General features: G+C 69.0%; 23 protein-coding genes. 15 read left to right on the forward strand and 8 right to left on the reverse strand.

What is annotated here, in order from left to right; genetic code table 11:
* Nucleotides 1–84 precede the first annotated feature (84 nt).
* Together VF522_RS14550 and VF522_RS14555 are read left to right on the forward strand one after the other, a co-directional pair.
* A complete protein-coding gene (locus VF522_RS14550) occupies nt 85–537 on the forward strand; it encodes a MarR family winged helix-turn-helix transcriptional regulator (protein ID WP_330909001.1) in 453 nt (150 codons plus the stop codon).
* 97 nt (nt 538–634) lie between these two features.
* Nucleotides 635–1,288: an OmpA family protein gene (locus VF522_RS14555; protein WP_330909002.1), complete on the forward strand. Its 654-nt coding sequence runs from the start codon at nt 635–637 to the stop codon at nt 1,286–1,288.
* A 98-nt stretch (nt 1,289–1,386) separates the two neighbouring features.
* On the opposite strand, the gene VF522_RS14560 is transcribed toward VF522_RS14555, so the two are convergent.
* Complete coding sequence (locus VF522_RS14560) at nt 1,387–2,328, reverse strand: alpha/beta hydrolase (RefSeq protein WP_330909003.1); 942 nt, start codon at nt 2,326–2,328, stop codon at nt 1,387–1,389.
* 54 nt (nt 2,329–2,382) lie between these two features.
* On the opposite strand from VF522_RS14560, the gene maiA reads away from it, so the two are divergent.
* From maiA to phbB, 5 genes are all read left to right on the forward strand, one after another.
* The gene (maiA, locus tag VF522_RS14565; RefSeq protein WP_330909004.1) at nt 2,383–3,024 is read left to right on the forward strand and encodes a maleylacetoacetate isomerase; all 642 of its coding nucleotides are present in this window, start codon (nt 2,383–2,385) and stop codon (nt 3,022–3,024) included.
* Complete coding sequence (gene pgeF, locus VF522_RS14570) at nt 3,021–3,770, forward strand: peptidoglycan editing factor PgeF (protein ID WP_330909005.1); 750 nt, start codon at nt 3,021–3,023, stop codon at nt 3,768–3,770. The genes maiA and pgeF overlap by 4 nt, the downstream gene beginning before the upstream one ends.
* A gap of 290 nt (nt 3,771–4,060) precedes the next feature.
* Nucleotides 4,061–5,749, forward strand: a complete 1,689-nt coding sequence (locus tag VF522_RS14580) for a class I poly(R)-hydroxyalkanoic acid synthase (protein WP_330909006.1) — start codon at nt 4,061–4,063, stop codon at nt 5,747–5,749.
* 88 nt (nt 5,750–5,837) lie between these two features.
* Nucleotides 5,838–7,019, forward strand: a complete 1,182-nt coding sequence (locus VF522_RS14585) for an acetyl-CoA C-acetyltransferase (protein WP_330909007.1) — start codon at nt 5,838–5,840, stop codon at nt 7,017–7,019.
* Nucleotides 7,020–7,059: 40 nt separating this feature from the next.
* A complete protein-coding gene (gene phbB, locus VF522_RS14590; RefSeq protein ID WP_330909008.1) occupies nt 7,060–7,797 on the forward strand; it encodes an acetoacetyl-CoA reductase in 738 nt (245 codons plus the stop codon).
* A 45-nt stretch (nt 7,798–7,842) separates the two neighbouring features.
* Here phbB and VF522_RS14595 read toward each other — a convergent pair whose 3' ends face one another.
* Nucleotides 7,843–8,268, reverse strand: coding sequence for an RNA-binding protein (locus VF522_RS14595; RefSeq protein ID WP_330909009.1), 426 nt, complete (start codon nt 8,266–8,268; stop codon nt 7,843–7,845).
* A gap of 106 nt (nt 8,269–8,374) precedes the next feature.
* Nucleotides 8,375–8,794, reverse strand: coding sequence for an RNA-binding protein (locus VF522_RS14600; protein ID WP_330909010.1), 420 nt, complete (start codon nt 8,792–8,794; stop codon nt 8,375–8,377).
* Nucleotides 8,795–9,077: 283 nt separating this feature from the next.
* Between VF522_RS14600 and VF522_RS14605 the strand changes: the two genes are divergently transcribed.
* The 5 genes from VF522_RS14605 to VF522_RS14625 all read left to right on the forward strand — a co-directional run bounded on the left by VF522_RS14605 (nt 9,078) and on the right by VF522_RS14625 (nt 13,958).
* Nucleotides 9,078–9,581 carry a glycine zipper domain-containing protein gene (locus VF522_RS14605; RefSeq protein WP_330909011.1) on the forward strand — a complete coding sequence of 168 codons (504 nt, stop codon included), beginning with the start codon at nt 9,078–9,080 and terminating at the stop codon, nt 9,579–9,581.
* 43 nt (nt 9,582–9,624) lie between these two features.
* Nucleotides 9,625–10,464, forward strand: a complete 840-nt coding sequence (locus VF522_RS14610; RefSeq protein WP_414709531.1) for a PPK2 family polyphosphate kinase — start codon at nt 9,625–9,627, stop codon at nt 10,462–10,464.
* A 140-nt stretch (nt 10,465–10,604) separates the two neighbouring features.
* Nucleotides 10,605–11,306, forward strand: a complete 702-nt coding sequence (phoU, locus tag VF522_RS14615) for a phosphate signaling complex protein PhoU (protein WP_330909013.1) — start codon at nt 10,605–10,607, stop codon at nt 11,304–11,306.
* An 82-nt stretch (nt 11,307–11,388) separates the two neighbouring features.
* Complete coding sequence (gene ppk1 / locus VF522_RS14620; protein WP_414709532.1) at nt 11,389–13,506, forward strand: polyphosphate kinase 1; 2,118 nt, start codon at nt 11,389–11,391, stop codon at nt 13,504–13,506.
* Complete coding sequence (locus VF522_RS14625; protein WP_330909015.1) at nt 13,497–13,958, forward strand: SixA phosphatase family protein; 462 nt, start codon at nt 13,497–13,499, stop codon at nt 13,956–13,958. Before ppk1 ends, VF522_RS14625 begins: the two co-directional genes overlap by 10 nt.
* Before the next feature lie 8 nt (nt 13,959–13,966).
* Here VF522_RS14625 and VF522_RS14630 read toward each other — a convergent pair whose 3' ends face one another.
* The 4 genes from VF522_RS14630 to VF522_RS14645 all read right to left on the reverse strand — a co-directional run bounded on the left by VF522_RS14630 (nt 13,967) and on the right by VF522_RS14645 (nt 18,275).
* Nucleotides 13,967–14,347 (reverse strand): hypothetical protein, encoded by a 381-nt coding sequence (locus VF522_RS14630; RefSeq protein WP_330909016.1) that lies wholly within the window; start codon nt 14,345–14,347, stop codon nt 13,967–13,969.
* 55 nt (nt 14,348–14,402) lie between these two features.
* Nucleotides 14,403–15,905 carry a Ppx/GppA phosphatase family protein gene (locus VF522_RS14635; RefSeq protein ID WP_330909017.1) on the reverse strand — a complete coding sequence of 501 codons (1,503 nt, stop codon included), beginning with the start codon at nt 15,903–15,905 and terminating at the stop codon, nt 14,403–14,405.
* Between the two features lie 80 nt (nt 15,906–15,985).
* Nucleotides 15,986–17,440 (reverse strand): CHAD domain-containing protein, encoded by a 1,455-nt coding sequence (locus tag VF522_RS14640; RefSeq protein WP_330909018.1) that lies wholly within the window; start codon nt 17,438–17,440, stop codon nt 15,986–15,988.
* Nucleotides 17,441–17,468: 28 nt separating this feature from the next.
* Complete coding sequence (locus VF522_RS14645; protein ID WP_330909019.1) at nt 17,469–18,275, reverse strand: phosphodiesterase; 807 nt, start codon at nt 18,273–18,275, stop codon at nt 17,469–17,471.
* 200 nt (nt 18,276–18,475) lie between these two features.
* Between VF522_RS14645 and VF522_RS14650 the strand changes: the two genes are divergently transcribed.
* Nucleotides 18,476–20,020 (forward strand): methyl-accepting chemotaxis protein, encoded by a 1,545-nt coding sequence (locus VF522_RS14650; protein ID WP_330909020.1) that lies wholly within the window; start codon nt 18,476–18,478, stop codon nt 20,018–20,020.
* 117 nt (nt 20,021–20,137) lie between these two features.
* Nucleotides 20,138–21,133, forward strand: a complete 996-nt coding sequence (gene dusA / locus VF522_RS14655) for a tRNA dihydrouridine(20/20a) synthase DusA (protein WP_330909021.1) — start codon at nt 20,138–20,140, stop codon at nt 21,131–21,133.
* On the opposite strand, the gene VF522_RS14660 is transcribed toward dusA, so the two are convergent.
* Nucleotides 21,130–21,549 carry a response regulator gene (locus VF522_RS14660; protein ID WP_330909022.1) on the reverse strand — a complete coding sequence of 140 codons (420 nt, stop codon included), beginning with the start codon at nt 21,547–21,549 and terminating at the stop codon, nt 21,130–21,132. The two genes, dusA and VF522_RS14660, sit on opposite strands and share 4 nt — an antisense overlap.
* A gap of 94 nt (nt 21,550–21,643) precedes the next feature.
* Here VF522_RS14660 and VF522_RS14665 point away from each other — a divergent pair, with 94 nt between their 5' ends.
* On the forward strand, nt 21,644–25,051 hold the full coding sequence (locus tag VF522_RS14665) for a hybrid sensor histidine kinase/response regulator (protein WP_330909023.1): 3,408 nt from the start codon (nt 21,644–21,646) through the stop codon (nt 25,049–25,051).
* Nucleotides 25,052–25,123 lie beyond the last annotated feature (72 nt).

Below are 25,123 nucleotides of genomic sequence, written 5' to 3' on the forward strand. Positions count from 1 at the left end.
TGGAAAAAACTGCTCGGAGATTGATAAGCATACGTATCAATTCGGCGTGGCGCAAGGCGCGGGTGCGCCGCTACACTGGCCCGCATGGCGAAGAGCTTCGATTTCCGGCATGCGCCGGGCCACCTGATCCGGCGCGCGCACCAGGTGGCAGTGGCGATCTTCATGGAAGAGACGGCGGACTTCGAGGTGACGCCGGTGCAGTTCGCGATCCTCAACGCGCTGCTGGAGGATCCGGGCGAGGACCAGGTGACGCTCGCGCGCAAGGTCGCTTTCGATGCCGCCACCTTCGGCTCCGTCATCACCCGGCTGGAAGCGCGCGGCTGGGTGCGGCGCGAACCCGCCGGCAACGACCGGCGCCGCAAGCTGCTGTGGGTGACGGAGGAGGGCGCCGCCGCGGCGCGCCGCATGAAGCGCTCCGTCGGCAAGGTCCAGCAACGCATCCTGGAACCGCTGGACGACGGCGAGCGCGAGCAGCTGATCGCCTTGCTGGACCGGGTGGTCGCCGCGCACGAGAACATCTCCACGCCGGTGGAGTAAGCAGTCGCAACAAAGCTAAAGAGTCGGCTTCGTCCGACGGGCAGGCGAGCTCCGCTGCACTTCAATGCATGGGCTTCGAAACCAAAGGAGAAAGCTCATGAAAATCCAACACGCCACCCTGTCCGTCGCCCTCGCCGCCACCGTCCTGGCGGGCTGCGCCGACATGAACATGGGCAACATGTCGCCCACCACCCGCAACACGGCGATCGGCGCCGGCGTCGGCGCGCTCGCCGGCGCGGCCATCGGCCACGACGCCAAGGGCGCGCTGATCGGCGCCGGCGTCGGCGCGGCCGGCGGCTACGTCTGGTCCCGCTACATGGAGCAGAAGCGCGTCGCCATGGAGCGCGCCACCATGGGCAGCGGCGTCGCCGTGGTGCAGACGCCCGACAACCAGCTGAAGCTGAACGTGCCCGGCGACCTGTCCTTCGACACCGGCCGCGCGGACATCAAGTCGAACATGCGGCCGATCCTCGACCAGTTCGCCAACGGGCTGGCAGGGCAGTCGAACACCGAGGTGCGCATCATCGGCCACACCGACAGCACCGGCGGCGACGAGCTGAACAACCGGCTCTCGCTGGAGCGCGCCCAGGCGACCAAGAACTATCTCGTGTCGCGCGGCGTGAGCCCGAACCAGGTGGTGGTGGCGGGCCGCGGCGAGCACGAGCCGGTGGCCGACAACACCAGCGACGCGGGCCGCGCGCGCAATCGCCGCGTCGAGATCTTCCTCGGCGAGCGCGTCGCCTCGCGCTAAGCCGCGCGGACTAGCGGCCGCTGCGGTGGTCGCACCGATTCCGTTCGGCCGTGCAGCTTGCCTGCCGGCCGAATGGGGTCCGGCATCCGCTCAGCGCGTCACGGGTTCAACTCGCGCCGCAACTGCCCCGCGCACAACTCCACCGCCACGTTCGCCTCGTCGATCACGCGCCCCATGGTGATGAAGCCGTGGATCTGCCGTTCGAAGTTCACGAGGCTCGCGCGGCTGCCCGCTTCCGACAGCTTCTGCGCGTACTGCAGTCCCTCGTCGCGCAGGGGGTCGTAGCCGGCGGTCAGCACGAAGGCCGGCGGCAGCTTCGCATGGTCCGCATGCAGCAGCGGCGAAGCGCGCCAGTCCAGGTCCCGCGCCAGGTCCGCAACGTAGTGGTCGTGGTAGTAGTCCATCGACTCCTTCGTCAGCAGGTAGCCCTGGCCATTGGTGGTGTGCGAAGGTGCGCCGCGGCGCTGGTCGGTCGCCGGATAGATCAGGAGCTGGAAGGCGATCGGCAGGTCGCCCGCTTCGCGCGCAGCCAGCGCCACCACCGCGGCGAGATTGCCGCCGGCGCTGTCGCCGCCGACGGCCATGCGCGACGCATCCACCTTCAGCGCCGCCGCTTCCTCGCGAACCCAGCGCGCGGCCGCGAGCGCGTCGTCCACCGCGGCGGGGAAGCGGTGCTCGGGCCCCAGGCGGTAGTCGACCGCGATCACCGCGCAGCCGGAGAGGTTGCACAGCTCCCGGCAGAGGACGTCGTGCGTATCGAGGTCGCCCACCACCCAGCCGCCGCCGTGGTAGTAGACGAGGACCGGCAACATCGCGTCGGCCGGCGCACCCAAAGGACGATAGCTGCGCAGCGGAATGGTGCCGGCCGGACCCTTGGCTTCCAGCTCGCGGACGGAGCCCACCTCCGGCGGATCGGGCTGCACGAAGGTGCGCCGCTGCAGGTAGAACGCACGCGCCTCTGCCGGCGAGAGGGTGTGCGTCGGCGGGACGCCTTTCTCCTCGATCAGGCGCAAGAGGGCGCGGGCCTGGGGATGCAGCATGCTCGTCTCCTGGTGTCGGGCCGCAGTGTACGGTCAAGGTTTATGCTTCGCGCCATGCAGCTGCACAACTACTTCCGATCCTCCGCGTCCTTCCGCGTGCGTATCGCGCTCGAACTCAAGGGCCTGGCCTACGACTACCTGCCGGTGCACCTGCCCAGGGGCGAGCACAAGCAGGAGAAGTACGCCGCGGTGTCGGCTTCGCAGCTGGTGCCGACGCTGGCGCTCGACGACGGGCAGCTCCTGAGCCAGTCGATGGCCATCATCGAGTACCTGGACGAGACCCACCCGAATCCGCCGCTGCTGCCGCGGGACCCGATCGGCCGCGCCCGCGTGCGCTCGCTCGCGCAGCTGATCGCCTGCGAGATCCATCCCCTCAACAACCTGCGGGTGCTGAAGTACCTGGTGCGCGACCTGAAGGTGGAAGAGGAGGACAAGAACACCTGGTATCGCCACTGGGTGCGCACCGGCCTGGAGATGTTCGAGCGCGAACTGCAGCAGCTGCCCGCCGGCAAGTACAGCTTCGGCGACACGCCCACGCTCGCCGACTGCTGCCTGGTGCCGCAGATCTTCAACGGCCAGCGCTTCGACGTCGACTTCAGCGGCCTGCCGCGCACCATGGGCGCGTTCGAGAACTGCATGCAGCATCCCGCCTTCCAGAAGGCGCAGCCTTCGGCCTGTCCCGACAACGAGGCATGACTCCACGCTGGCCTGCCGCGCCGGGCGTGCACGCCTTCTGCAGCACGCGTGACGGCGGCGTGTCGAAGCCGCCTTACGACACGCTCAATCTCGGCGACCACGTCGGTGACGACGCGGTGGCCGTCGAAGAAAACCGCCGTCGCTTCGCCGGCACCTTGCAGGCGCGGCCCGTATTCCTGAAGCAGGTGCATGGCCGCGGCGTCGTTCGCGTCGACGCGCGGACGCCGGACGGCACCGAAGCCGATGCCTGCTGGACCACCGACACGGGCGTGGCCTGCACGATGATGGTGGCCGACTGCCTGCCGGTGCTCCTCGCGAGCCGCGACGGCCGCATCGTCGGCGCGGCGCACTGCGGTTGGCGCGGTCTCGCGGGCGAGCGCGGCGAGGGCGTCCTGGAAACGCTGTGGGCCGCGATGAAGCCGCACGCCGGCCAGGCTGCAGACATGCTTGCGTGGCTCGGTCCGTGCATCGGCCCGGATGCATTCGAGGTCGGTGCCGAAGTGCGCGCCGCTTTCATGGCGGGTGACGCTGACGCGGCTTCCTTTTTTCGCTCGCAGGGCGAGGGCAAGTTCCTCGCCGACCTGCCTGGCCTCGCGCGCCGCCGCCTGGCCCGACTGGGCATCGCCGAGGTGCACGGCAACGACGGCAGCACCGCGTGGTGCACCGTCACGAACTCCTCAAGGTTCTTTTCGCACCGTCGGGACCGCGTCAGCGGCCGCCTCGCCGCCGCCGTCTGGCTCGCCTGAAGCCTCCGCGGCTTCCGCTTCCCGGCGCTGCCGCGCAGCGCGCCGAGCCGGCCTGCCCATCAGGTAGACGATCAGCGCCACGGGAGCCGCGCCATAGAGTAGAAAGGTGAAAACCGCGCCGGCGAGAGTGCCTTGCGGATGATTGGCCTCGGCTACGGCCATCATCAGCGCGACGTAGATCCACGCGGTGACTACCAGGTACACGAGCGTTCCCTTAACTCCATGTTGCACTGCAACAATCTTGATGGGATACTCCGGGAAACCCCGAATAAGACATTAGGAGACATCGCATGAATTCTGACGTGGACTGGTCCGCGCAGGCCAGGCAGTTCCAGGAAAACCTCGGCAAACAGTGGTCGCAGGCACTGCAATCGCTGCAGCAGGCGGGCACCACGGGAAGCAAGCTGCCCAGCCTGGGATTCTCGACCGGCAAGTTGCAAGCCCTGCAGGAAGCTTACCTGCGGGAAGCCACCGAGCTGTGGAACCAGGGCCTGGGCGGCGGACCCACCCCTTCCGACAAGCGCTTTGCCAACGACGCCTGGTCGCGCAATCCCGTCGCTGCCTTTTCCGCCGCCGTCTACCTGCTGAATGCGCGCACGCTGCTCGGCCTTGCCGAAGCGGTGGATACCGATGTGAAGACCAAGGCGCGGCTGCGCTTCGCGGTCGAGCAGTGGATGGCCGCGTCCGCGCCGAGCAACTTCATGGCGCTCAATGCCGAAGCGCAGCAGAAGGCGGTGGAAACCAAGGGCGAGAGCATCGCGCGCGGCATGCAGAACCTGCTGGCCGACCTGCAGCAGGGCCACGTCTCCATGACGGACGAGAGCGCCTTCGAGGTCGGCACGAACGTCGCGACCACCGAGGGCGCGGTGGTGTTCGAGAACGAGCTGTTCCAGCTGATCGAATACAAGCCGCTCACCAGGCAGGTGTACGAGCGTCCCTTCCTGGTGGTGCCGCCCTGCATCAACAAGTTCTACATCCTCGACCTGCAGCCGGAGAACTCGCTGATCCGCTACCTCGTCGAGCAGGGGCATCGCACCTTCGTCGTGAGCTGGCGCAATCCCGATGACTCGCTGGAAGGCAAGTCCTGGGACGACTACATCGAGGATGCCGCGCTGAAGGCGATCGAAGTGGTGCAGGACCTCAGCGGCCAGAAGAAGATCAACGCGCTGGGCTTCTGCGTCGGCGGCACGATTCTCGGGACCGCGCTGGCGGTGCTCGCCGCGCGCGGCGAAAAGCCGGTGGCGTCGGCCACCTTCCTCACGACCTTCCTGGACTTCAGCGAAACCGGCGTGCTCGACGTCTTCATCGACGAGAGCGCGGTGAAGTACCGCGAGATGCAGATCGGGCAGAAGGGCCTGCTCAAGGGCCAGGACCTCGCGTCCACCTTCAGCTTCCTGCGCCCGAACGACCTGGTGTGGAACTACGTGGTGGGCAACTACCTCAAGGGCGAGACGCCGCCGCCCTTCGACCTGCTTTACTGGAACAGCGATTCCACCAACCTCCCGGGCCCGATGTACGCCTGGTACCTGCGCAACACCTACCTCGAGAACAACCTGGTGAAGCCGGGCAAGTTGAAGGTGTGCGGCGAGAAGATCGACTTCGGCAAGGTCGACATCCCCGTCTACATCTACGGTTCGCGCGAAGACCACATCGTGCCGATCGCCGGCGCCTACGCGACGGTGAAGCACCTGCCCGGCAAGAAGCGCTTCGTGATGGGCGCCTCGGGCCACATCGCCGGCGTGATCAATCCGCCTTCGAAGAACAAGCGGTCCCACTGGACCAACGACAAGCTGCCCGGCACGTACGACGCGTGGTTCGAGGGCGCGAAGGAACATCCCGGCAGCTGGTGGCCCGACTGGGCGAACTGGCTGAAGGGGCATGCAGGCAAGCAGGTTGCCGCACCGAAAACCTACGGCAAGGGCAGCAAGTACAAGGCGATCGAGCCCGCGCCGGGACGGTATGTGAAGGCGAGAGCCTGAACGGTTTGTCGTCCCGGGCTCGACCCGGGACCCATGGATTGCGGGTCAAGCCCGCAATGACATGCAGGGTTCACCAGGAGAGACACACATGGAAGACATCGTCATCGTTTCCGCCGTCCGCACCGGCGTCGGCAAGTTCGGCGGCTCGCTCGCCAAGATCCCCGCGACGGAGCTCGGCGCCGCCGTGATCAAGGAAGCGCTCGCGCGCGCCAAGGTCGATCCGGCGCAGGTGGGCGAAGTGATCATGGGCCAGGTTCTGGCCGCGGGCGCGGGCCAGAACCCGGCGCGCCAGGCTTCGCTGAAGGCGGGCCTGCCCAAGGAAGTGCCGGCGCTGACGATCAACGCGGTGTGCGGCTCCGGCCTGAAGGCGGTGATGCTCGCCGCGCAGGCGGTCGCCTGGGGCGACAGCGAGATCGTGGTGGCGGGTGGCCAGGAGAACATGAGCGCCGCGCCGCACGTGCTCATGGGCTCGCGCGACGGCCAGCGCATGGGCGACTGGAAGATGCAGGACACGATGATCGTCGACGGCCTGTGGGACGTGTACAACCAGTACCACATGGGCGTGACCGCGGAGAACGTGGCCAAGGAACACGGCATCGACCGCGCCGCGCAGGACGCGCTGGCGCTGGGCAGCCAGCAGAAGGCTGCCGCCGCGCAGGATGCCGGCAAGTTCAAGGACGAGATCGTCGCGATCTCCATCCCGCAGAAGAAGGGCGACCCGCTCTCCTTCGACACCGACGAATTCGTCAACCGCAAGACCAACGCCGAAGCGCTCGCCGGCCTGCGTCCCGCCTTCGACAAGGCGGGTTCGGTGACCGCGGGCAACGCCTCCGGCCTGAATGACGGCGCCGCCGCCGTGGTGGTGATGAGCGCGAAGAAGGCCAGGGAACTGGGCCTGAAGCCGCTGGCCACCATCAAGGCCTTCGGCACCAGCGGCCTCGATCCCAAGACCATGGGCATGGGCCCCGTGCCCGCGACCAGGAAGGCGCTGCAGCGCGCCGGCTGGAAGGCCTCCGATGTCGACCTGTTCGAACTGAACGAAGCCTTCGCCGCGCAGGCCTGCGCCGTGAACAAAGCGCTGGACGTCGATCCGGCGAAGGTCAACGTGAATGGCGGCGCCATCGCCATCGGCCATCCGATCGGCGCATCCGGCGCGCGCATCCTGGTGACGCTGCTGCACGAGATGCAGCGGCGCGATGCGAAGAAGGGCGTCGCGGCCCTGTGCATCGGCGGCGGCATGGGAGTTTCCCTTGCCGTGGAGCGCGCCTGAGCGCGCAGAATGAATTTCCAGTAACTGCAAGGAGAGGAACATGGCCCAGAAAGTGGCGTACGTGACCGGCGGCATGGGCGGCATCGGCACGGCCATCTGCCAGCGCCTGCACAAGGAAGGCTTCAAGGTGATCGCGGGCTGCGGCCCGACGCGCGACTTCGCCAAGTGGCTCGACGAGCAGAAGGCGCAGGGCTTCTCCTTCCACGCATCCGTGGGCAACGTCGCCGACTGGAGCTCGACCGTGGAAGCCTTCGGCAAGGCCAAGGCCGAGCACGGTGCCATCGACGTGCTGGTGAACAACGCCGGCATCACGCGCGACCGCATGTTCCTGAAGATGAGCCGCGAGGACTGGGACGCGGTGATCGAGACCAACCTGAACTCCATGTTCAACGTGACCAAGCAGGTCGTGGGCGACATGGTGGAAAAGGGCTGGGGCCGCATCGTCAACATCTCGTCGGTGAACGGCGAGAAGGGCCAGGCCGGCCAGACCAACTATTCGGCGGCCAAGGCCGGCATGCACGGCTTCTCGATGGCGCTGGCGCAGGAGCTGGCCACCAAGGGCGTGACGGTCAACACGGTGAGCCCGGGCTACATCGGCACCGACATGGTCAAGGCGATCCGCCAGGACGTGCTCGACAAGATCGTCGGCACCATCCCGGTGAAGCGCCTGGGCGAGCCGAGCGAGATCGCCTCGATCATCGCCTGGCTGGCCGGCGAGGAAAGCGGCTACACCACCGGCGCGGACTTCTCGGTCAACGGCGGCTTGCACATGGGTTGAGGCCGGAAGGCCCCAACGGAGAAGGCCCGCATGCGCGGGCCTTTTTCATTCCTGGCCCTTGTCCTCGACCAGGTCCTCGATCACGAGGTAGCGGTAGCGCTGGCCGTACGACACATGCGTGCCGTCCAGGACCTCGATCACGTGGTCCGACGACAGGCCGGCCTTCGCGTGGACGATCAGCGCGTAGTGCCCCTGGTGCGCCAGCTGGCGGAAGTGGCGGGCCGTTTCCGACTCGGTGCCGACGGAGGGCAGCAGCACGTCGTCGTCCTCGTCCGTCGCGCCGGTGATCTGACCCTCGAACTCGTCCGGGGACGCCATGCAGAGGTCGTCTTCCGAGATCCCGTCCTTTCGCAGCCTCTCGCAGGCCAGGCGCGCGTCCGCCTCGGTGGGGAACATCAGCACCATGTGGCCCGTGGGATAGAACACGCCACGCATGTTGGTCATGCCGGCGCTCATGCTGAAAGGCTTCATCTGCGGCTCCTCGGTAAACCGAAGGTTCAGGATAGGCCTGTCGGCGGTGCGGGAAAGGGAAGACCCTTTCGCCGCCGTGGGAGCACGCAAATTTGTCTGGGCTGCCTCAGCCGGGCAGTGTCGGCTCGACGATGTCCTCGATCACCAGTTTGCGGTAGCGCTGGCCGTAGGCGATCGGGCAGTCGTGCAGCAACTCCATCACGCGTTCCGATTGCTCGCTGTCCGGCGCGTGCACCATCAGTGCGTGGTGACCGCGCATGGCATAGGTCGCGAACTGGCGCACGGTGTCGCCCTCGGTGCCCGCGGAGGGCAGGATCGCGTCGTCGCCCGCGCGGCCCAGGATTTCGGCGCGGAACTGGTCGGGAGTGACCATCATCACCTCGGTGTCGGCGATGCCGCCGTCGGCCAGTTTGCGCGCGGCGTCCTGCGCCTCCTGCTCGCCGGGGAACATCAACACCATCCAGCCGGTGGGATAGAACTTGCCGCCCATCGTGTGCATCTTCGAATCGAGGTGGAATGGCTTCATGTGCGTTCCTTCTTCTGTGGTGTGCCGCCATTGCAGCGCATACGGCCGGGCTCGCCTGTAGTCGCCCGCGGCGGGGGCAGGTAGGGCGGCGCGGACACGTCGAGCACACTGCTTGATACGAATGCGCTGCGGGTTGTGCGCGCGCGCCGACAGGTCGGTAGGCGCGGACCGAGCGGTACGTGAGGCAAATGCCAACGCCTGGGCGGTACGCGTGGGTCTACCTTCGGGGCTCCCTTAACCGCCGGCGCCATCGAAGGCGGCCGGCACATCCAAAGGAGCTTCCATGAACGAAAAGCGCGACCTCTCTTCCGACAAGATCGACCGTCCCGAGGCCAAGGGCGCAGCGAAGGGCGCCGTGGTCGGCGGCGTCGCCGGCGGGGTGGCTGGTGGCGCGGCCGCAGGTGCGGTGGTGGGCGGCATGACGGGTCCGGTCGGCGCGGCCATCGGTGCCGCGGTCGGCGCGGCAGCCGGCGCACTGGCCGGCAAGCACAAGGCCGATCCTGCGATCGAGGACGCCTACTGGCGCGACAACTACGCCAGCCGCCCCTACATCAAGAGCGGCGCCACGTATGACGACTACGAGCCGGCCTATCGCTATGGCTGGGACGCGCAGTCCCGCCATGCGGGCCGCTCGTACGACGAGGTCGAGCCCGAACTGGCTCGCGACTGGGGCACGGCGCGCGGCAAGTCCTCGCTCGAGTGGGAGCACGCCAAGCACGCGACGCGCGATGCGTGGCACCGCGTCGAGCGCGCGCTCCCGGGTGACGCGGACAAGGACGGCCGCTGACCCTGCCTGGAGGGGGCGCGGCGCGCCCCTTCCTCGCCTGCCGATGGCACGCAAGCAAAAGAACGGGCACGACCCTTGGGCGCGCTGGCGTATCGCCACGCCCGGCGCGCCCGTTTCGCTTGCCTCGTTCGACCCGGCCGAGAAGCCTCTTTCGTCCGGCAACAAGGCTGACGATCGCAACCGGGTCGACGAACTGGCGCAGGAACTGGACGCGCTGCAGAACCTGTTCTACGCGGACCGCCGCTTCAAGCTGCTGCTCGTCCTGCAGGGATTGGACACCAGCGGCAAGGACGGCACCCTGCGGGCGGTGCTCGGCCGGATGAGTCCCATCGGCGTGCGCACGGTCGCCTGGCAGGCGCCCACGCCCGTGGAACGCGCGCACGATTTCCTGTGGCGCATCCACCAGCAGGTGCCTGCCGCCGGCGAGATCGTCTGCTTCAACCGCAGCCACTACGAGGATGTGCTGGTGCCCGTGGTGACCGGCCAGATTTCGGGAGCAGACAAGGAGCGTCGCTACGCCCAGATCAACGACTTCGAACGCCTGCTCGTGGAAACCGGCACTGTGGTGCTCAAGTTCATGCTGCACATTTCGCGGCGAGAGCAGCGCGAACGGCTCCAGGAGCGCATCGACGACCCCGAGAAGCGCTGGAAATTCCAGCGAGGCGACCTCGATGTGCGCAAGCAGTGGGACGCCTACCAGCTCGCGTACGAACAGGCGCTGGCGGCCACCGCTACGCCCTGGGCGCCCTGGACCATCGTGCCGGCGGATTCCAAGACGCATCGCAACGTGATGATCGCGCTCGGGCTGCGCGACACGATGCGTTCCCTGGACCTGCATTACCCCGACGAGGATCCGCTGCTGCGTGACCTGAAGGTGGAGTGAAGGCACCGTACCGCGATGCTCCTGTCACCGGCCGGTCACACACGCTGCCTAGAGTCGGCCCATCCTGTTCAACACAGCTCCGGCGCGGGTACGGAAAGAGGGCACTGCCTTCGGCTGATCCGGCACCCTTGCGAGTCGCGATGCCAGACAAGCACCTTTCCGCACGCTTCGACAACGAACTGAGAGTCCTCTCGTCGCACGTGCTCGAGCTCGGCGGGCTGGTCGAAGCACAGACGCGCCAGGCCGCATCGGCGCTGGCCTGCTTCGACGAGGTGGCGGCCCGCCGGGTCATCGCCAACGAGGTGCGCGTGAACCGGCTCGAAATCGACATCGACCGCGAGCTCAACTCGGCGATCGGCCGGCGTCAGCCGAAGGGGGAAGACCTGCGGCTGCTGACCGCGATGTCGAGGACGACGGCCCATCTGGAACGCATTGGTGACGAGGCGGAGCGGGTCGCCCGGACGGTCGACGCGGTGCTTGCCAGGGGCGGCGACCACACGGAGCCCGCCCGTGAACTGCAGCTCGCCGCGGAACTGGCGTCCGGCCAGTTGCGCAAGGCGCTGGACGCATTCGCCCGGCTGGACACCGCCAGCGCGGCGGCGATCCTGAAGGACGATCAGGCGCTCGACCGCGAGTTCGGTGAATTCCTCCGTCGCATCACGGCGCGCATGACGCAGGAGCCGCGCGCGATCGCCAGCGGCGTCGAGCTCGTGCTGGCGGCCAGGGCCATCGAGCGCATCGGCGACCACGCGAAGAACATCGCCGAGTGCATCATCTATGTGGTGCAGGGGGCGGATGTGCGTCACTGCGGCACGGAAGACGTGGAGCGCGCGATCCGCTGAGGCGCCCCGCCATCGCAAGACGCGCCCTCTGCGCAGGACGCGGCTTTGTCACGCGCTTGTCACATCCATCCGTGACACTGTCATGCAACCGTCACAACCGGATCCCTGCATGTGCGACACCGCCCCGACGGTGGTTCCTTTCCTCGACCGTGACCACAGCATCCTGGCTTTCAACGAGCGGGTGCTCGACTGGGCGCGCCGTGCTTCCGTGCCGCTGCTGGAGCGGCTGCGGTTCCTGACCATCGTTTCGTCGAACCTCGACGAATTCTTCGAGGTGCGCGCGGCCGAGCACCTGAGCGCCGCGATGGCCGGCCACGCCAAGGGCACGTTCACGGTCCGCAGTTTCGAGAAGCTGTCGGCTGCCGCGCACCGGCTGGTCGACCGCCAGTACGCGCTCTACAACGACGAGCTGATGCCCGCCCTGGAAAAGCACGGCATCGCGATCGTTTCGCATGGCGAGCGCACGCCGGCGCAGAAAGCCTGGGTGCACGAGCATTTCGAGAGGGAAGTGCGGCCGCTGCTGATCCCCATCGGCCTCGATCCGGCGCATCCGTTCCCGCAGGTGGCGAACAAGTCGCTGAACTTCATCGTGCGCCTGTCGGGCAAGGACGCCTTCGGCCGCGAGAACGAGATCGCGATCGTCAAGGTGCCGCGCGTGCTTCCGCGCATCATTCCCATGCCGGCGAAGCTGGCCGGCAAACGGCAGCTGTTCGTTTCCCTGTCGAGCGTGATCCGGGCGCACCTGGAGCTCCTGTTTCCCGGCCGGGAGGTGGGGCAGTTCTCGCAGTTCCGCCTCACGAGGCTGTCGGAGCTGGCGGTGGGCGAAGAGGACGTGCGCAACCTGCGCACGGCGTTGCGCCTGGGCCTGCAGCAGCGGCACTACGGCCAGGCGGTGAGACTCGAGGTTTCGGCCGGCTGCTCGGAATTCCTCTCCGGGTTCCTCCTCGCGCAGTTCGGCCTGCCCCAGGAGGCGCTGTACCGCGTGCACGGTCCGGTGAACCTGGTACGGCTGCAGCAGATGATCGGCCTGGTGAACGCGCCCAAGCTGCTCTTTCCGCCCTACGCACCGTCCTATCCGCGCGGGCTGGTTCCGGGGCGTCCCGTCTTCGACCAGCTGAAGAAGGGCGACGTCATCATCCACCAGCCCTTCGAGAGCTTCCAGGGCGTGCTCGATTTCCTGCGCGAGGCGGTGCTGGATCCGCAGGTGCTGGCGATCAAGCAGACCATCTACCGGACCGGCAACGAAGAGGAGATGGTGGAGCTGCTGCGCGAGGCCGTGGGGCGCGGCAAGGAGGTCACCGTCGTTGTCGAGTTGAAGGCGCGCTTCGACGAGGAAGCCAACATCAACTCGGCGGAGGCGCTCGAGGCCGTCGGCGCCCAGGTCGTGTACGGCGTGGTGGGACTCAAGACGCACGCCAAGATGCTGCTGGTCACGCGGCGCGAAGGTTCGGAGCTGGTCCGGTACGCACACCTGTCGACGGGCAATTACAACCCTCGCACGGCCCGGGTCTACACCGACATCAGCCATCTCACGGCGGACCCGCAACTCACCGCCGACATCGACCAGGTCTTCGTGCATCTGGCGAGCCAGAGCAAGCTGCCGCGGCTGCACCATGTCTGGACCGCGCCCTTCCACCTGCACCGCAAGCTCATCGAGGAATGCGACAAGGTGGGTGCGGCGGCCGCGGCCGGTCGCGACGCGCGCATCATGCTCAAGGTGAACGCGCTCACCGACGAGGCGCTGATCGAGGCGCTGGTGCGCGCCGGCCGCCACGGCGCGCGCGTGGACCTCGTCGTGCGCGGGGCCTGCATGCTGCCGGCGCAGGTGCCGGGGCTGACCGACAACGTGCGCGTGCGCTCCGTGGTGGGACGGTTTCTGGAACATTCCCGGGTGTTCTACTTCCGCGCCGGCGACGACGAGCGGCTGTTCCTCTCGAGCGCCGACTGGATGAACCGCAACATGCTGCGGCGGGTGGAGATCGCCTGGCCCGTGCTGGACGCGCAACTGCGCCAGCGCGTGCTGGAGGAATGCCTCAAGGCGTACCTGGAAGACGAGCGCGATGCGTGGGAACTGCAGGCCGACGGCACCTACAAGCGCGGGAAGGCCGCCGAAGACCCCGCCGCGCGAGGCGCGCAGGCGCTGCTGATGCAAAGCTACGCCGCCCCGAGGGGCGAGCACGAAGGGAGATCATGGACCTGATCCTCTGGCGTCATGCCGAAGCGGAAGACCAGCGCGAAGGCCAGGAGGACCTGGACCGCGCGCTGACACCTCGGGGCCAGAAGCAGGCCGCGCGCGTGGGCGAGTGGCTGCGCAAGCACCTGCCGGAAGACACGCAGGTGCTGTGCAGCCCGGCGCTGCGCTGCCAGCAGACCGCGCTGGGCCTCGGGCGTGGCTTCAGCATCGTGGACAGCCTCGCGCCGGATGCCCCGCCTGCGGCCATCCTGCAAGCCGCGCAATGGCCCGGCAACGACCGGCCGGTGATGGTCGTCGGCCACCAGCCGACGCTGGGGCAGACGCTCGCGCAGGTGCTGCGCCTGCAGGACGGCAACTGCGGCGTACGCAAGGGCGCCGCCTGGTGGCTGCGCGCCCGCGAAAGCGACGGCGCGCAGGAGATCCTGGTCTGGGCCGTGCAGTCGCCCGAGACCGCCTAGCGAAGCTCTCAGGCTTTCGCCGGCCGGCCCGTCTTGATCGCCGGCACGGTGCCGACGGCGGCAAGGAAAGCCGCATCGCCCATGGCGGCCAGCGCCTGCACGCCGGCGCGCAGCACTTCGCTCTTCTTGCTGGGCCGCCCCAGCTTGGCGGCGCGCAGCTTCAGTTCCTCCAGCACGGCGTATTCCGATTTCGGGATGGTGAAGCTGTCGCGCACCAGCTTCGGCTTCTTCGGCTTTTCCGGCTTGTCGGCCGCGGCGGCCTCCGGCTTGGACTTGCCGTCGGCCTTGACGGCGGCTTTCGCCTTCGCAGCCGGTTTCCTGGCGGATGGGGCCGCCTTCGCCTTGGGGGGCGGGGGAAGCTTGGCGACGGCGCTTTTCGTGGCGGGCATGGTGGTGTTCCTCGGGAATGCGTATAAACAGTATATACAGTAAATACCGTTTTGCTCAACCGCTGGCGCCCGCCTCGTGCAGCAGGAAGTTCCAGGGGGTCTTCTGCCAGGCCAGCACCTCCATGCGCAGCAGGTGGGCCGACTGGGGGTACGCGTTCCCCCACTGCGCGGGAAGCATCAGCGCGATCGCGTTGCCGCTCGCCGACACGGCAATCCCGCGCAGCTCCGGGTCGCGCCGTGCGTGGCAGAGGATCACCGCCAGCCGCAGGCATGCGAGCTGCTGCATGAACACGGCGTCGCCGAAGTCGGCTTCCAGCTTGCGCAGCTTGCCACGGTGTCCCAGCACCAGCATGCTCAGGCGAAGCAGCTCGCTCTGGGCGAACCCCGATGCGTCCGCGTTGGCGAGGATGTAGGCGCCGTGCTTGTGGGCGTCGCTGTGCGAGATCCGCGTCCCGATCTCGTGCAGCCGCGCGGCCCAGGCGAGCTCGCGCTCGTGGTCCTCTCCCTCGTGCGCGGGACGCCCGGCCCATACCTGGCGGAACAGCATGCAGGCGACCCGCCCCACGCGCGTGCCCTGCGCGGCATCGGCCTCGAACTTGCCGGCCAGGCGGGTCACGGTGCTCGCGCGCACGTCGGTGTCGGCGTGCTCGCGATCGAGCATGTCGTACAGCACCCCGTGCCGCAGCGCGCCCTGCGCGGCCTGCATGGTGTCGATCCCGAGCAGGTCGAACACGGCGCGCAGCACGCTCAGGCCGCCGCCGATCACGGGCCGCCGGTCGTCCTTGAGGCCCGGCAGCCGCACGCGTTCGGCGCTGCGCGCCTGCAGCAGCTGCGCCTCGAGCCAGAGCAGGCCGGCGCGGCTCACTTCGCCCTGGCCCATGCCTGCCGCGGCCAGGATGTCCGCCACCGCGCCTATCGTCCCGGCGGAGCCGTAGGCGACGTCCCAGCTGCCCGGCACGTACGCGCCGAGCGCTTCGTCCAGCACCGCCTGCGCCGCCACTTCCGCGCGCGCGAAGGCCGCTTCGGTGAACTGCCCGTCCGGAAAATACTTCATCGACCAGGTCACGCTGCCGACGCGGTAACTCTCCATCACCTCGGCGCGGTACTGCCGTCCCAGGGTCAGCTCGGTCGAGCGCCCGCCGATGTCCACCACCAGGCGCCGCTCCGGCGACTGCGGCAGCAAGTGGGCCACGCCCTGGTAGATCAGCCGTGCCTCCTCGCGGCCGGAAATCACGTCGATGGGAAAGCCGAGGATGTCGCGCGCGCGGTCCAGGAAGACTTCGCGATTGCGCGCTTCGCGCAGGGTCTGCGTCGCGACCGCGCGCACCTGTGCCGTGCTGAAGGGGGCCAGGCGCTCGGCAAATCGCGCAAGGCAGGCCCAGCCACGCTCCATCGCCTCGGCAGTGAGGTTGCGGGCCTCGTCCAGGCCGTTGCCCTGGCGCACGGTTTCCTTGAGGTATTCGACGCGGCGGACCTGGCCGAAATCGAGGCGGCCGATCTCCAGGCGGAAGCTGTTGGAGCCGAGGTCGACGGCGGCGAGGAGGGATCCGTCCTGCATGCGGAGTTCAATCGGCAAAGAAATTCAGCATAGCATCGGGAGTCGCGGCGAAGCGCGCTCGAAGACAGGCCCCGCAGCGGCTATTTCCAGAACGGCCTGGCCTTGCGCGCCGCCTTGCGGCACGCCTCGGCGCAGTCGCGCGCGAGCCGGTCCTCCTGCGCGGCCAGCCAACCGGCGCCGAACCACGCCGCCGGCTCCTCCCGCGAGCGCTCTTCGAACAGCGACCGGCCGGCCACCGAATCCTGGTAGAGGCCGAGCGCATCCTGCAGCTTCTTCAGGGACAGGACGTAGGCATCGACTTCCGCAGCGTCGTACAGCGGCCGCACGAGCTCCGCGAGATAGCGCAGGCGCTTGAGGCGCTTGCGGACCTTGTGCCGGGAGGCAAGCGGCAACTCCTCGAAGCGCCGTCCGCCCTTCAGCATCTTCGAATGCAGCGCCTGCAGCCGGCCGGTGGCGAGCGCGCGCAAGACTTTCGGAGCGGCGCCGTCGCCCTCGTGCAGCGTGCGCGCGAGCCCGGCGAGGCAGACCAGGGCATCCTGCACCTGGCCGTCGCGCACCGCTGCGCGCAGGTCCGGCAGTGCGGGCTGCCAGGATGCGACCGGAGCGCCGGCAGCCTGCACGTCCCGCAGCAGTTGCGGCAACAAGGTCGTCCGGTCGCGATGCGTGCCGAGCTGCCCGAACAGTCCGCGCAGCGCTTCTTCCACCCGCGACTCCAGCGGCCCCCAGGCGCCGGATTCCCGCAGTTCGCGCAAGGCCGTGCGCAGGCGCCGGATGCCCACGCGCAGCTGGTGTACGTGTTCATCGCCGCCGGTGCCGGCGGCGAGTTCGCGGGCGTTGCCCAGGATCTGCCGCAGCGTTGTGTCGAGGATGGCCGCGAGCAGGTAACGCCCTGCGCGCTGCAGCGGCTGCGCGGTCACGGGCGCGGTGCAGGGCTCGCCGATCGCCAGCCGCCTGCCGAGTGCGGACTTGGATTGGGGGTCGAGCCAAAGCCCGTGCGACCCGCACCAGCTGCGAGCGAGTTCGATCACCGCATCGGGGGGGCCTTCCTTCAGTTCGAATTCGATCTCCTGGACCGCCTGCGCCCGGCCGTCCGATCGGACCTCGCCGCGATCCAGCGCGATCTCGATCGAGGCGCCGCCCGCGCTGACGGTCCGCGCGAGGCGCTCGATCTCGGTCTCGAACGTGGGCTGCAGGTCGGAGGGGGAATGCCGCAAGGCCTGCACGAGCAGTTCATGCACGGGATGTCCCCGGTGCCTGGCGATCAGCGGCGACGTGTCGGCGCCGCTGGATTCCAGCCGGAAGTCGTGTTCCAGCCGCTCGAAGCTGCCGCGGCCGGGACCCTTGGCCGTCTGCACCCAGTCGCCGCCCTCCTGCCGGATGCGCAGCACCAATCCCGCCTGCGCCAGGGCCTCGTCCGGCGTGTCGAAGTAGCGTGCCCGCAATCGCTTCGATTCGGCGGGCCCGCGCTGCAGCGCGGCCGCCACTTCCGCGAGCCGGTCCGTCGGGACCTGGAACTTCAGCTCGAACTCGTTCACGATGCCTCCAGGATGCATGGCGCGGTGTTCAGTCGTCGAACGGATACGGTCCCGGAAACCGGCCTCCATACGCCTGGTGCGTCACGAGCCCGGTCGCCGGGTCCCACGCGTGCACAAGGAACGCGCCGGGCTCGAACGTCCAGGCGGCGGGCGCGTCCGGGCGCAGGTCCAGCGCGACCTGGTGGGCCGGCGAGGGGCAGATCGAGGCGATGCTGCCGCCGAAGCGCACTTGCACCGGCCGGTGCACGTGGCCGCAGATCACCCGTTCCACCCGGGGATGCGCGCGGACCAGCGCCTCCAGCCCGTCCGCGCCCTCCAGCAGCCCCATGGCATCCATGTGGCCGATCAGCGTCCGGAACGGCGGATGGTGCATCGCGACGATGATCGGGCGGCCGTTGCAGGCATCGAGGGCGGCCGCGAGCCACCGCAGCCGGTCCGTGTCGAGCGCGCCGTGCGGCTGGCCGCGCACCGTCGTGTCGACGGCGATCAGCTGCACGTCCCCGACCGGCACGGAATAGCGCACGTCGCCTTCCGTTCCGAGGTACGCATGTTCCGGGCATTCGGATCGGAGCGGTCCCGCATCGTCATGGTTGCCGGGCAGCAGGAAGACGGGGCAGCGCAGCGGTGCAAGAAGCTCGCGCAGCTGCCGGTATTCGGCGGGCAGGCCATGGTCGGCCAGGTCGCCGGTGATCACCCATGCGTGCGGCGTTTGCGGCAGTGCCAGCACGGCCGCGACCGCCTGCTGCAGGAAGCGCGCGGTGTCGATCCTGCCCTCGGCCAGCTCTCCGGGCGGCCGGAGGTGGAGGTCCGTCAACTGCACGATGATGGTTCTCATGCTGGCCTGGGAGGTACCGCGCCCCCATTGTCATGCAGCAGGCGCGGCCTGCGTGCTGGCGCCGCGAGGCCGCCGTCAGCGATGCCTCAGCCGTCTGCCTACACCTTGTCACAAATGGATCCTAGGCTAGGCGCTCCATGCAAGCCGCTCCATCCGTGCCCGCCCAACTGCCTCACCGTCCAGCCAGCATCCTCGGCCGGATGCTGGGCCTCTCGTTCTTCGTGATCGTGGTGCTTTGCGTCCTCGGTGCCGCGCTGGGTTCCCTCGCACTCCTGCGCGTCGACGCCGCCACGAAGGACGTCGTGCAGCGGAGGCTCGCCGCGGAGCGCAACGCGGCCGAGGCCTACCGGCTCGTCGCCTTGACCGCGGAGCGCTACAAGGCCATGTCGCTCAGCTCGGAGCCCGGAGTGCAGGAGGCGCTGGCCCGCGATGCGCAGGCCACCCGGCGCGAGTACCGCGCGCTGCTCGAACGCATGGGGCTGCAGGCGCAGGAGGAAGCGGCGCGGGAGCGCGTGGCTGCAGCAGTCGCGAGCGATGCGGGGTTCGACAAGGCCGTGCGCGGCCTGGTCGCGGCTGTCGACACCAACATGACCGAGACCATCCGCAAGGAATACGAAGGACGCTTCGTGCCGGCGTCGTCGGATCTCCTGCGGGCGGTCGACGCCATGGCAGCGACCCAGCGCGAGGCCATCGACGCCTCGGCCGCCGGCATTCACGACCGCAGCGTGGAGGCCCGCTGGGGTCTCGCAGGCTTTGCGCTTGCCGCGTTGCTGGTGAGCGCCGTGCTCGCGCGGTGGCTGTCGGCGCGGATCTCGCACCCGATCTCGTTCGCGAGCCAGGCCGCGGCGCGAGTGGCGGACTTCGATCTCGCCCGGGAGATCGAGGGTCACTCGCGCGACGAGGCCGGACGGCTTCTCGGGGCCCTGGCGCAGATGCAGGACAACCTGCGGGCGCTGGTGGCGAACGTGGGCACATCCGCGCGCAGCCTGCACTCTGCAGCGCAGGAGATGGCATGCGGCAACCAGGATCTCTCCCAGCGAACCGAGGAAACCGCGGGCAGCCTCGACCGCACGGCCGTCGCGATCGTGCAGATCACGTCCACGCTGCAGGCCTCGGGTGCCGCGCTCGGGGAAGTCCAGGTCCTGGCCGGCCGCGCCGCCGAGGATGCAGTGGCCGGAGGCGAGCTGGTCGCGGGCCTGGTCGGGCGCATGCAGGGGATCCAGCAGGAATCGCAGCAGATCGCGGAGATCGTCGCCCTCATCGACGGGATCGCATTCCAGACCAACCTGCTGGCGCTCAATGCCGCCGTCGAGGCCGCCCGCGCGGGCGAGCACGGGAGAGGGTTCGCGGTGGTCGCGGCCGAGGTGCGGCAACTCGCCCTGCGCGCGGCCGGCGCGGCGCGCGACGTGAACAATCGCGTGTCGCGCTCGGACGAATCCGTGCAGGCGGGCGCTTCGCTCGCCGCGAAGGTCGGCGAAACCATCGCGGGAGTGGTCGAATCCATGAAGGCGGTGGCGGGCACGATCCATGAACTCGCCGAGGCGACCCGGTCGCAGCGCGAAGGCATCTCCGAAGTCAACGGCGCCATGGCGCGCGTGAGCGATGCCACCCAGCAGAACGCCGCGCTGGTGGAGCAGTCCTCCGTCGCCTCCCTTCGCCTGACGGAGCAGGCCGAGTCGCTTGCCGGCCTCATCAGCCGATTTGTCCTGCCGGAGAAGCTGCGCGGAGCGGATGCGAAGGGGTAAGGGGCCGGGGCACGACGACGTTTGCCTGGCACCAGCCGTTGGACAGCTGTGAAAATGCAGGGCATGGAGCCGCGCACGCATGATGTCTGCTGTGCCGATCCCTCCCGAAATGTCCTTATGAATCAACGATCCGATGGCTGGCGAACGAGCGTGGCGCCGATGATGGACTGGACCGACCGCCACTGCCGTTACTTCCATCGCCTCCTCAGCCGCCGCACCCGCCTGTACACCGAGATGGTGACCACGGGCGCGCTGCTGCATGGCGACGTGCCGCGGCACCTCGACTTCGACGAGACCGAACATCCCGTGGCCCTGCAGCTCGGGGGCAGCGAGCCGGCCGACCTCGCGCACGCCGCGAAACTCGGCGCGCAGTGGGGCTACGACGAGATCAACCTGAACTGCGGCTGCCCCAGCGAACGCGTGCAGCGCGGCGCTTTCGGGGCCTGCCTGATGTCCGAACCGAAGCTGGTGGCCGATTGCGTCAAGGCGATGGTCGACGCGGTGGACGTGCCCGTGACGGTGAAGCACCGCATCGGCATCGACAAGGTGGAGAGCTACGAATTCGTGCGTGACTTCGTCGGCACGGTGGCCGAAGCCGGTTGCGGTGTCTTCCTCGTCCACGCCCGCAATGCCTGGCTGAAAGGCCTGTCGCCCAAGGAGAACCGCGAGGTCCCTCCGCTGCGCTACGAGCTCGTGCGCCGCCTGAAGCAGGAGTTTCCGCAACTGGTGATCGCGATCAACGGCGGCGTGACCTCGGACGCCGTGATGCACGCCGAACTGGACCACCTGGACGGCGTGATGGTCGGCCGCGAGGCCTACCACCATCCCTGGTGGCTCGCCCGCTGGGATGCGCTCTATTACGGCGAGGCCCCCTCGGCGCTGCGGCGCGAGGAGGTCGAAGCGTCGATGGTCGCATACATGGAGCGCGAACATGCCGCGCGCGGCACGCCCTGGCATTCGGTCGCGCGTCACTTCATGGGCCTGTACAACGGCCTGCCGGGCGCGCGGCGTTGGCGCCAGGTGTGGAGCGACCACCGGCTGAAGGGCGAACCGCCGCGCGAGGTGATGCGCAGGGCCCACGAAGGCCTGGCGCTCGCTTCCCTGGAAGCCTAGAGGGGAGGGTCGGCGGCCTTGGCCCCGGCCAGGTAGGCCTCCAGCAGGGGGCGCAGATTGTCCGGCGCGAGCGGCTTGCGCAGCACGCCGAGCAGGGGAATACGGTGCTTCTCGGCGATGGCCTTGCCCACGTTCAGGGCCCAGTCCTCCACGCTCGCCAGCAGTAGCGACGCACCCGGTGCGAGCCTGGCCAGCATCGGGATGAGTTCGATGCCGTCGACCTCGGGCATGGACACGTCGCTGATCACGATGTCGACATCGGGCGAGTCGCGCAGCATGCCCACGGCCTTGGCCCCGTTGGCGGCGGACCGGATCTCCGTCGCGCCGAGGGAGCGCAGCAGCTGTTCCAGCATCTGGCGCTGGAACGCGTGGTCCTCGACGATGAGGAAGCGGACTGTCTGCAGTGTGGCAGTCATGTCATTCATTGTTCCAGAGCGCCCCCATTGCGACACGGCTCCTTGTATTCTGCAACGGCTGGGAGCGCCCGTGGCAGGGTGCTGGAAAGGATCAGTGGAGTCAGAACTGCCGGCAGGGGCCACGGTGGCGCACGATGCGCGCACCACGCGGCACCAGTACAGGTTGATCCGGGCGGCATCGGCGATGCTGGTGCGCGCCTGTGGCGCTTTTTCCCTGCTGGTCGGGCTGCTGGTGCTGTTCGGGTGGATTTTCGACGTTCCCGGGCTGCGCAGCGTGCTTCCGGGCGCGGTGGAGATGAAGGCCAACACGGCGGTCGCGCTCGTGCTCTCGGGCATGGCGCTCCTGCTGCACGCCGCGCGCGAGGGCGGCCGGATGCGGGAGGGCCGGCGAGGGTTTGCACAAGCCTTGGGCGTGATGGTCGCCGTCCTGGGCGTCGCCACGGCGGCGCAATACGTGTTCGGCGTCGATCTCGGCATCGACGAGTCGCTGGTGCGCGACAACGCGAATGCCTACAACAGGATCAAGGGCCGCATGTCGCCCTACAGCGCGGCGGCTTTCGCATTCCTCGGCACGGCGCTGGCCGCGCTGCCCTTCGCCCGCCTCGGCGCCGTGGTCAACATCGGCGCGGGAGCGGCCGGGGTGATCGGGCTGGTGTCGATGACGGGCTATCTCTGGGGCGCCGCCGAAATCCGGACCGATGCGTGGGCCCCGCCGGTCGCGATCCACACCGCGCTCGCTTTCCTCCTCCTCGGTCTGGGCACCTGGATCGCGCACTACCGGTTCTGGGGCGGCTCCCGCAGCCTGCGTTTCCTGCAGGACGCGATCCAGGTGAAGGTCATGGCAAGCTTCGTGATGGCCCTCGTCCTGCTGATCGCGGTCGGCGGCCTTGCGTACCGCTCGGCGGAGGAGTATGCCCGCCATGCGGAGCGGCTGGAGCAGGTCAAGGTGTTCCGCGGGCACCTCACGGACCTCTATGCGGCGCTCGCCGATGCCATCTTCACGCAGCGACGCATCCTCGCCGGCGCTGGCCACGAAGTGGCGGATGCCTGGGCCGAGAAGGTGGAGACCCTCACGCGCGCACGCCGGCTGCTGACCATCGTGCCGGTGGCGGTGGAAGGCCGCGCAGCGGTGGCCGCCCTCGATACGTCCGTTGCTCGCCTCGCCCGCTTGCTGCAGGAGGAACTGGACGCCGTCAGCGAGGGCACCGGGCGGCTGCGCGACTCCATGGACCCGCGCACGGAGGCCGCGATGGCAACCGTCCGGCAAGCGATGGAACGCCTGGATGAACTCGAGCGGATCGAGGAGGAGCAGCGCGCGGGCGTACTGACGCGCGGCCGCCAGCGCACCCTCGCCATGACGGTGCTCGCGCTGGTCGCCGCGGCCGTCGTGCTGGGCGCGGTGTTTGTCGCGATCCGGCGCGAGATGACTGCGCGCGTGCAGGCGGAACGCGTGCTGCGCCGGCGCTCCGCGGAATCCGCGGCCGCCCACCGCTTCCTGGAATCGGTGGTGCAGAACATCCCGCACATGATCTTCGTCAAGGAGGCGACGCACCTGCGCTTCGTGCGCCTGAACCTCGCGGGCCAGCAGCTCACCGGGTTGTCGGAAGAGGCCATCCTGGGCAAGACCGACTACGACTTCTTCCCGCGCGAGGACGCCGATTTCTTCGTGGCCAAAGACCGCGAGGTGCTCGCGGCGGGCAAGATCCTCGACATCCCCGAAGAGCAACTCCAGTCCGCTCGCGACGGCCTGCGGCTGCTGCACACGAAGAAGATCCCGCTGGTGGACGAGACCGGGCGGCGCACCCACCTGCTGGGCATCGCCGAGGACGTGACCGAGGCGCGTGCCCGCGAGCGCGAGATCGCCGCGCTGCACGAAGCGCTGCGCGCGCGCGCCGAGGAGGTCGAGCGCGCCAGCCGCGCCCGCAGCGCCTTCCTGGCCACCATGAGCCACGAGATCCGCACGCCCATGAACGGCATGCTGGGCATGCTGGAGCTGCTCGGGCTCGGCCCGCTCGACCCCAAGCAGCGGGGCGCGCTGGGCGTGATCGGCGAGTCGGGCCGGGCCCTGCTGCGCATCATCGACGACATCCTGGACCTTTCGAAGATCGAGGCCGGGAAGCTGGAGTTGCGGGAGGAGCCGGCGTCGGTCGCCTGCATCCTGGAGGAGATCCGCAACATCCACGCCGCGGTCGCGAGCAGGAAGGGCGTGACCCTATCGGTCACGCTCGATCCGGCGGTGGCCCCCGCCGTGTGGGTCGATGCCTTGCGGCTGCGGCAGATCCTCAACAACTTCGTCAGCAATGCCGTGAAGTTCACGCCGCAAGGGCACGTGCACCTGCGCGCCGAAGTGCTGGCCGGCGGCGAGGGCGTGCAGCAGCTGCGCGTCTCGGTCACCGACACCGGCGTCGGCATCGCCCCCGAGGAGCAGGAGCGCCTGTTCGAACCCTTCGTGCAGGCGACTGCCGGCGCGCAGGCGGCGGCGGGCGGCACCGGCCTGGGCCTGACCATTTCGCGCCGGCTCGCGGAGCTCATGGGCGGAACGGTCCGCCTCGCGAGCGAGCTGGGGCGGGGCACCACGCTCACGCTGGAGTTGCAGGTCCGCACGGCGGCGGCGGAACTGCTGCCGCCGTCGGCCGCGCAGGAGATGGCGGACCTGCGGCAGATCGTGGGCGGGCTGCGTCGTGCGCCGGCGGTTGCGCAGGCGCAGGCCGAAGGCACGCTGATCCTTCTCGTCGACGACCACCCGGTGAACCGCCTGCTGATGCAGCAACAGGTCGAGTCGCTCGGCTACGCCGCCGAAGCCGCCGTCGACGGCCTGCAGGGACTGGCCCTGTGGGAAAGCGGCCGCTTCGGTCTCGTGCTCACGGACTGCCAGATGCCGGGCCTGAGCGGCTACGAGCTGGCGCATCGCATCCGCGAGCAGGAAGCGGCGAGCGGCCGGCGGCGCACGCCCGTCATCGGCTGCACCGCGATGGCGCTGGAAGGCGAGGTGGAGAAGTGCCGGGAGGCCGGCATGGACGACGTCGTGTTCAAGCCGGTGCCGCTGCGCGAGATGCTGCACCGGCTGCAAGCCTGGCTGCCGGCGCCCGTGCCGCCGGTGGCCGAGGTCGCGCCGCGCGCCGCGATCGCGCCGCCGGCGGCGCCTGAACCGGCGCCGGCGCCTGGCGGCCGTCCCTGCATCGACACGGCCCGCCTGGGGTCCGTGTGGGGCGCCGATCCGCAGCGGATCCGGGCCATCGTGGGCGCCTACGTTCTCAGTGCGCGCGAGGACCGCGCCGCCTTGCACGAAGCCCTGGGACGGAGCGACCTGGAGGCGGTCCGCGCGGTCATGCATCGCATGATCGGCGCCAGCCGGATGGTCCACGCGCACGGCATGGACGAGGTCTGCCAGCTGGTGACCGCCGCCGCGTGGGACGGCCACTGGCCAGCGCTGGATGCCGCAGTGCTGGCGCTGGACGCGGAGCTGGCCCGGCTGGACGCGGAGTTCGGCGGCCCGGCCTGACCTGCGCGGGCCGCAGCGGCGCGACTTGCGGGCTTGCGTCCAGAAGCTTTAAACTTAAAATATCCAGGCTTG

Source organism: Ramlibacter sp. (assembly GCF_036383835.1).
Lineage (GTDB): Bacteria > Pseudomonadota > Gammaproteobacteria > Burkholderiales > Burkholderiaceae_C > Ramlibacter.